Origin of the sequence: Nocardioides albidus, from assembly GCF_006335005.1 — a bacterium.
GTDB classification, from domain to species: Bacteria; Actinomycetota; Actinomycetes; order Propionibacteriales; family Nocardioidaceae; genus Nocardioides; species Nocardioides albidus.
In genome coordinates this window covers 78,733-85,932 of record NZ_VDMP01000022.1, presented here as the reverse complement: position 1 = coordinate 85,932, position 7,200 = coordinate 78,733, and the positions used below count along the sequence as shown (strand labels likewise).

Here is a 7,200-nt window from a genome sequence, read left to right as displayed (position 1 = left end):
TCCTGACCCTGGTTGTGCGTCGACCCGGCGCGTCCTGACCCCGGTTGTGCGTCGACCCGGCGCGTCCTGACCCCCAGGCGCGGGTCAGTTTGCGCCGGGTCGGCGTCGATCTCAGGTCAGTTTGCGCCGGGTCGGCGTCGATCTCGGGTCAGTTTGCGCCGGGTCGGCGTCGATCTCAGGTGAGTTTGCGCCGGGTCGCGCTCATGCCAGGGCCACCACGCCGAGCTCCGCGGGGGCGACGAGGAGGGGGTTGGCCGGCAGCACCCGGACGGTGTAGCCGAAGGGGCCCGAGCGGCCCAGGGCCACCTCGCCGTCGAAGCGGTGCCGCCCGCCGTCGTACGACTCGACGAGGGACAGCGGCACCACCGAGGCGGCGACGATGTCGTCCTCGGCGTCGACCCGGCCGTGGACGAGCTGGACCTCGACGTCGGACGGCGACAGGTCGCCGAGCGCCACGTAGGAGCGCACGCTCAACACGGCGCCCACCTCGGCGACGTCACCGATGCCCTCGGCCTCGACGTGCTCGACGCGGACCCCGCCCCACGCGGCGCGGACCCGGGCCTTCCACTGCGCGAGGTCGCGGGCACCGTTCTCGACCGCCGCAAGGGCGCGGGCGTTGTGGGCGGCCGGCGCGTAGAGCTGCTCGACGTAGTCGCGGACCATGCGGGTGGCGAGCACCTTGGGGCCGAGGTTCGCCCAGGTGTGGCGCAGCATCTCGACCCAGCCGGCCGGCACGCCCTCGTGGTCGTGGTCGTAGAAGCGGGGCGCGACCTCGTTCTCGATGAGGTCGTAGAGCGCGGCGGCCTCGAGGTCGTCGCGCTGGTCGGAGTAGTCCTCCAGGCCGTCGGCGGACGGGATCGGCCAGCCGAACTCCGGCTCGTACCACTCGTCCCACCAGCCGTCGAGGATCGACAGGTTGAGGCCTCCGTTGAGCGCGGCCTTCATGCCCGACGTACCGCACGCCTCGTAGGGCCGCAGCGGGTTGTTGAGCCACACGTCGCAGCCGGGGTAGAGCGGCTGGGCGAGCGCGATGTCGTAGTTGGGCAGGAACACGATGCGGTGGCGCACGTCCTCCGCGTCGGCGAAGCGGACCAGGTCCTGGATCAGCCGCTTGCCGCCGTCGTCGGCGGGGTGCGACTTGCCGGCGACGACGAGCTGGACGGGGCGCTCGGGGTGCAGGAGGAGGGACTTGAGCCGCTCCGGGTCGCGCAGCATCAACGTGAGCCGCTTGTACGACGGCACGCGGCGCGCGAAGCCGATCGTCAGCACGTCGGGGTCGAGGGCGTCCTCGATCCAGCCGAGCTCGGCCGGGGAGGCGCCACGCTTCTCCCACGACTTGCGCAGCCGGCGGCGGGCGTCGTCGACGAGCCGCTGGCGCAGCTCGCGCTTGGTCCGCCACACGTCGGGGCCGGGCACCTTCTCGAAGGCCGCCCAGAAGGCGGCGGCGTCGTCACCGTGGTAGTCGGCGCCCTGCGCCTCGGCGAGCGCGGCGACCTCGGGGGCGACCCAGGTCGGCGCGTGCACGCCGTTGGTGATGGACGTGATCGGCACCTCGGCCTCGTCGAACGCCGGCCACAGGCCGTTGAACATGCCGCGGCTGACGTGACCGTGCAGCTGCGAGACGCCGTTGGCGCGCTGCGCGAGACGGAAGCCCATCACGGCCATGTTGAAGACGCCGGGGTCTCCCCCCTCGTAGTCCTCCGCACCGAGCGCGAGCACCTGGTCGACGGCCACGCCGGGGGTGGCGCCGTGCTCGCCGAGGTACTGCTCGACGAGCGTGCGCGGGAAGCGGTCGATGCCGGCGGGCACGGGCGTGTGGGTGGTGAAGACGGTGGAGGCGCGGCCGGCCTCGAGGGCGGTCGCGAAGTCGACCTCGGCCCCGTCACCGCCGGCCGTGAGCTCGCGGATGCGCTCCACGCCGAGGAAGCCGGCGTGGCCCTCGTTGGTGTGGAAGACCTCCGGCTCGGGCGCACCGGTGATCCGGGAGTAGGCGCGCAGCGCGCGCACGCCGCCGACGCCGAGCAGCAGCTCCTGGCGCAGGCGGTGCTCGGTGTTGCCGCCGTAGAGGCGGTCGGTGACGAGGCGGTAGGACTCCGGGTTCTCCTCGACGTCGGTGTCGAGGAGCAGCAGCGGCACCCGGCCGACGGACGCGACGAAGACGCGGGCGAGCAGGTCGGGACCGTCGGGCATGCGGATGGTGATCGTCGCGCGGCTGCCGTCGGGCTCGAGCAGCAGCGAGAGCGGCAGGCCGTCGGGGTCCAGCACGGGGTAGCTCTCCTGCTGCCAGCCGTCGCGCGACAGGGACTGCTTGAAGTAGCCGTGCCGGTAGAGGAGTCCGACCCCCACGATCGGAACGCCCAGGTCGCTGGCGGCCTTCAGGTGGTCGCCGGCGAGGATGCCCAGTCCGCCGGAGTACTGCGGGAGCACGGCCGTGATGCCGTACTCGGGCGAGAAGTACGCGATCGACTCCGGCCAGGTGCGGTCGGGCTCGGCCGCGCGGGCGCGCTGGTACCACCGGTCCTCGGAGAGGTACGCCGCCAGGTCGGCCCGCACGTCGGCGACCCGCCGCACGTAGTCGTCGTCGGCGGCCAGCTCGGCCCACCGCTCCGGGCTGACCTCGCCGAGCATCCGCACCGGGTCGTGGCCCACGCCGCGCCACAGCTGCGGGTCGATGTCGTCGAACAGCGCCTGCGTCGGCGGGTGCCAGGACCAGCGCAGGTTGCCCGCGAGCTCGCCGAGCGAGGCGAGGGCGTCGGGAAGGACGGGGCGGACCGTGAACCTCCGGATGGCACGCATGGCATGACGGTAACGAATCCGACTTGAACGATCCAACTGTCCCGAGGAGTGGCACGGTTGCCGTGACGCCGGGTAGCGCGTAACGCCGGCGTACCCACCCGCGTTGTCCCGGATACCGACGGGCGGGGTGGAGTCATGGGGGCCGCCTCGCCCGTCGCTCCCCCGGACCCGGTGCAAGCAGGTCCTAGGCTGACCGCGATGAGCACGCCAGCCACCCTCCGCCCGGTCTCCGAGCACCAGCAGCACGTCGCCGACCTCCTCGCCGCACGCCACGGCGCCCGGTGGCCGACGGAGGTCGTCGCCGTGGACGAGGCCCGTGAGCGGGTGCTCGCCGAGCCGGTCACCGCGCCCGAGCCGCTGCCGGCCTTCGACAACTCCGGGATGGACGGGTACGCCGTGCGCGCGGTCGACGTGGCGACCGCGACCCCCGACTCCCCCGTCCGTCTCCGCGTGGGCGAGGACATCCCGGCCGGGGCGCCGGTCGGCGAGCTGACGCCCGGGTCGGTGCGCCGGATCATGACGGGGGCCGCCGTCCCCCAGGGTGCCGACGCGGTCGTCGAGGTCGAGGCGACCGACGGCGGGACGGACGTCGTCGAGATCCGCGAGGCGCGAGCGACGGGCAGCTTCGTCCGCACCGCCGGCTCGGACGTCGCGACCGGCAGCCAGGTGCTCGACGCGGGCATGACGCTCGGGCCGGCCCAGATCGGCGTGCTCGCGGCGCTCGGCGTCCGGGAGGTCGTCGTACGACGTCGGCCGCGGGTGCTCGTCCTCTCGACCGGCTCCGAGCTCGCCGAGGACCCGGCCCCCGGCTCGGGCCAGATCCGGGACGCCAACGGCGCCCTGCTCGCCGCCGCCGTGGAGGAGGCGGGCGGCGTGGCGGTGCGCAGGCTCTGGGTCGAGGACGACGTCCCGACCTTCCTCGCGCTCCTCGACGAGGAGCTCGCGTCGGGCGGGGTCGACCTGGTGCTCACCTCCGGTGGAGTCAGCGCCGGCGCCTACGAGGTGGTCAAGGACGGGCTCGGACCGCGCGGCGTCGAGTTCGTGAAGGTCGCGATGCAGCCCGGCATGCCGCAGGGCTCGGGCCTGGTCGGCGACACCCCGGTCGTCTGCCTGCCCGGGAACCCGGTCAGCGCGCTGACCTCCTGGGAGGTGTTCGTCCGGCCCGCGCTGCGCCGGGCGTTCGGCCACCCGCGCCCCCAGCGCGCGGTCGTCCGCGCGCGCCTCACCGAGCCCGTGCAGCCGTTGCGCGGCAAGCGCCAGCTGCGACGCGGCCGACTCGACCGGGCCGCCGGCACGGTCACCCCGTGGGGACCGCCGGGCTCGGCCTTCCTCGGCTGGTTCGCCGGCGCCGACGCCCTGATCGACCTGCCCGCGGACGGGGATCCGCTCGCCGCCGGCCACCTGGTGGACGTGTGGGACCTGACGTGTCACTGATGACTCGCTAGGTTCGAGTCATGGTCGGACGCATCCCCGTGATCGACGTCGAGCCGGTCCTCGAGACCAGCGCCAACCGGCACCGCCTGCCGGTGAAGGCGAGCCTCGGCGAGCCCTTCCCCGTCCGCGCGACGGTGTTCCGCGAGGGACATGACCGGCTGGGGGCGGAGGTGGTGCTGCTCGGACCGGACGGCGTACGACGACCACCGACGCGGATGCGCCTCCTGCCGACCGTCGACCGGCACACCGTGAACCGCTACGAGGCGTGGGTGAGCGCGGACGCCGAGGGACCGTGGTCCTTCGAGGTCCAGTCGTGGTCGGACCCGATCGCGACGTGGCAGCACGCCGCCGGGATCAAGATCCGCGCCGAGATCGACGTGGAGCTGATGTTCGCCGAGGGCGTGCTGCTCCTCGAGCGCGTCCTGAAGGGGCTCGGACGCTCGCGCGACAACAAGGCCGACGCGGCCGTCGTCAAGGCCGCGATCAAGGCCGCGCGCGACACCAAGCGCCCGGCGGAGGCACGCCTGGCCCAGCTCGAGTCGCCGGAGCTGGAGGCCGTCCTGACAACCCACCCGCTGCGCGACCTCGTCACGGTCGAGGGCCCCTTCCCGGTCTACGTCGACCGGCCGCGGGCCCGCTTCGGCAGCTGGTACGAGTTCTTCCCGCGCTCGGAGGGCGCCCACCACGACCCGAGGACGGGCGAGGTCGTGAGCGGCACCCTGCGCACGGCCGCCGAGCGACTCCCCGCCGTGGCCGCGATGGGCTTCGACGTGATCTACCTGCCGCCGATCCACCCGATCGGCGAGGTCAACCGCAAGGGCCCCAACAACACGGTGGTCGCCGCCGGCGAGCCGATCCCCGACGACTGGGCGGGATCCCCCTGGGCGATCGGCAGCCGGCACGGCGGCCACGACGCGATCCACCCCGACCTCGGCACGATCAAGGACTTCGACGCCTTCGTCGAGACCGCGCGCCGACTCGACCTCGAGGTCGCCCTCGACCTCGCGCTCCAGGCCGCTCCCGACCACCCGTGGGTGGCGGCGCACCCGGAGTGGTTCACCACCCGCGCCGACGGGTCGATCGCCTACGCCGAGAACCCGCCGAAGAAGTACCAGGACATCTACCCCGTCAACTTCGACGCCCACGACTACGACCACCCCGACAGCCTGGCGACCGAGGTCCTGCGCGTCGTCCGCCACTGGATGGACCACGGGGTGCGGATCTTCCGCGTCGACAACCCGCACACCAAGCCGGTCGCGTTCTGGGAGTGGCTGCTGGCGAAGGTCCGCGCCACCGACCCCGACGTGATCTTCCTGGCCGAGGCGTTCACCAAGCCGCCGATGATGCAGACCCTCGGCGCGATCGGCTACCACCAGTCCTACACCTACTTCACCTGGCGCACGGCCAAGGGCGAGATCGAGGACTACCTGCGCGAGGTGACGGCCGAGTCCGCGCACCGGATGCGGCCGAACTTCTTCGTCAACACCCCCGACATCCTCCACGAGTTCCTGCAGTACGGCGGACCGGCCGCCTTCAAGATCCGAGCCGCGCTGGCGGCGCTCTCCTCCCCCGTGTGGGGCATGTACGCCGGCTACGAGCTCGGCGAGCACGTGGCGGTGCGCCCGGGCAGCGAGGAGTACCTCGACTCGGAGAAGTACCAGATCCGCGTCCGGGACTGGGCCGCCGCGACGGCTCCCGGCACGCTCGGAGCCGACCTGACGTCGTACGTCACGCGTCTCAACGAGATCCGGCGCGCCCACCCCGCGCTGCAGCTGCTGCGCAACCTCACCCTCCACGCGACCGAGGAGGACCACGTCCTGTGCTTCTCCAAGGTCGCCGGCTCCGACCGGCTGATCGTCGTGCTCAACCTCGATCCCCACCAGACCCGGGAGACGATGGTCCACCTCAACCTGGCCGCGCTCGACCTGGCGCCGGGCTCGTCGTTCTCGGTCCACGACGAGATCACGGGCGCCGGCTGGACCTGGGGCGAGCACAACTACGTGCGGCTCGATCCCTGGCAGCCGGCCCACATCCTCGTGGTCAGGGGGCATGGATGAGCCATCCCGCGAGCACGGCCGAGTCGATCGTCCTGAACGACGAGCCGGAGTGGTTCCGTACCGCGGTGTTCTACGAGGTGCTGGTGCGCTCGTTCCGCGACTCCAACGCCGACGGCACCGGCGACTTCCGCGGTCTCACCGAGAAGCTGGACTACCTGCAGTGGCTGGGCGTCGACTGCCTGTGGGTGCCGCCGTTCTTCACCTCGCCGCTGCGCGACGGGGGCTACGACGTCGCCGACTACACCGACATCCTCCCGGAGTGCGGCAGCGTCGAGGACTTCCACGCCTTCCTCGACGCCGCGCACGAGCGCGGGATCCGGGTGATCATCGACTTCGTCATGAACCACACGAGTGACGCCCACCCGTGGTTCCAGGCCTCGCGCAGCGACCCGGACGGCCCGTACGGCGACTTCTACGTGTGGTCCGACACCGACGAGCTCTACCAGGACGCGCGGATCATCTTCGTCGACACCGAGCCGTCGAACTGGACCTACGACCAGGTGCGCGGGCAGTACTTCTGGCACCGGTTCTTCCACCACCAGCCCGACCTCAACTTCGACAACCCGAAGGTCCACGACGCGATGCTGGACGCGATGGCGTTCTGGCTCGACATGGGCCTCGACGGCTTCCGGCTCGACGCGGTGCCCTACCTCTACGAGCGCCCCGGCACCAACGGGGAGAACCTCCCCGAGACGCACGAGTTCCTCAGGAAGGTGCGCCGCTTCGTCGACGAGAACTACCCCGGCCGCGTGCTGCTGTGCGAGGCCAACCAGTGGCCGACCGACGTGGTCGAGTATTTCGGCGATCCCGCGGTGGGGGGCGACGAGTGCCACATGGCCTTCCACTTCCCCGTCATGCCGCGCATCTTCATGGCGGTGCGGCGCGAGTCGCGGTTCCCGATCTCCGAGATCAT

The 7,200-nt window shown here is 72.2% G+C and carries 4 protein-coding genes; 3 read left to right on the top strand and 1 reads right to left on the bottom strand.

Features of this window, described 5'->3' with window-relative positions:
• Positions 1-201 precede the first annotated feature (201 nt).
• On the bottom strand, positions 202-2,796 hold the full coding sequence (gene glgP / locus FHP29_RS09120) for an alpha-glucan family phosphorylase (RefSeq protein WP_139622551.1): 2,595 nt from the start codon (positions 2,794-2,796) through the stop codon (positions 202-204).
• 198 nt (positions 2,797-2,994) lie between these two features.
• Between glgP and FHP29_RS09115 the strand changes: the two genes are divergently transcribed.
• From FHP29_RS09115 to FHP29_RS22660, 3 genes are all read left to right on the top strand, one after another.
• Complete coding sequence (locus FHP29_RS09115; RefSeq protein ID WP_139622550.1) at positions 2,995-4,230, top strand: molybdopterin molybdotransferase MoeA; 1,236 nt, start codon at positions 2,995-2,997, stop codon at positions 4,228-4,230.
• 20 nt (positions 4,231-4,250) lie between these two features.
• A complete protein-coding gene (locus FHP29_RS09110; RefSeq protein ID WP_139622549.1) occupies positions 4,251-6,287 on the top strand; it encodes an alpha-1,4-glucan--maltose-1-phosphate maltosyltransferase in 2,037 nt (678 codons plus the stop codon).
• A partial coding sequence (locus FHP29_RS22660; RefSeq protein WP_420813402.1) for an alpha-amylase family glycosyl hydrolase occupies positions 6,284-7,200 on the top strand: 917 nt, incomplete at its 3' end. The genes FHP29_RS09110 and FHP29_RS22660, both read left to right, overlap by 4 nt.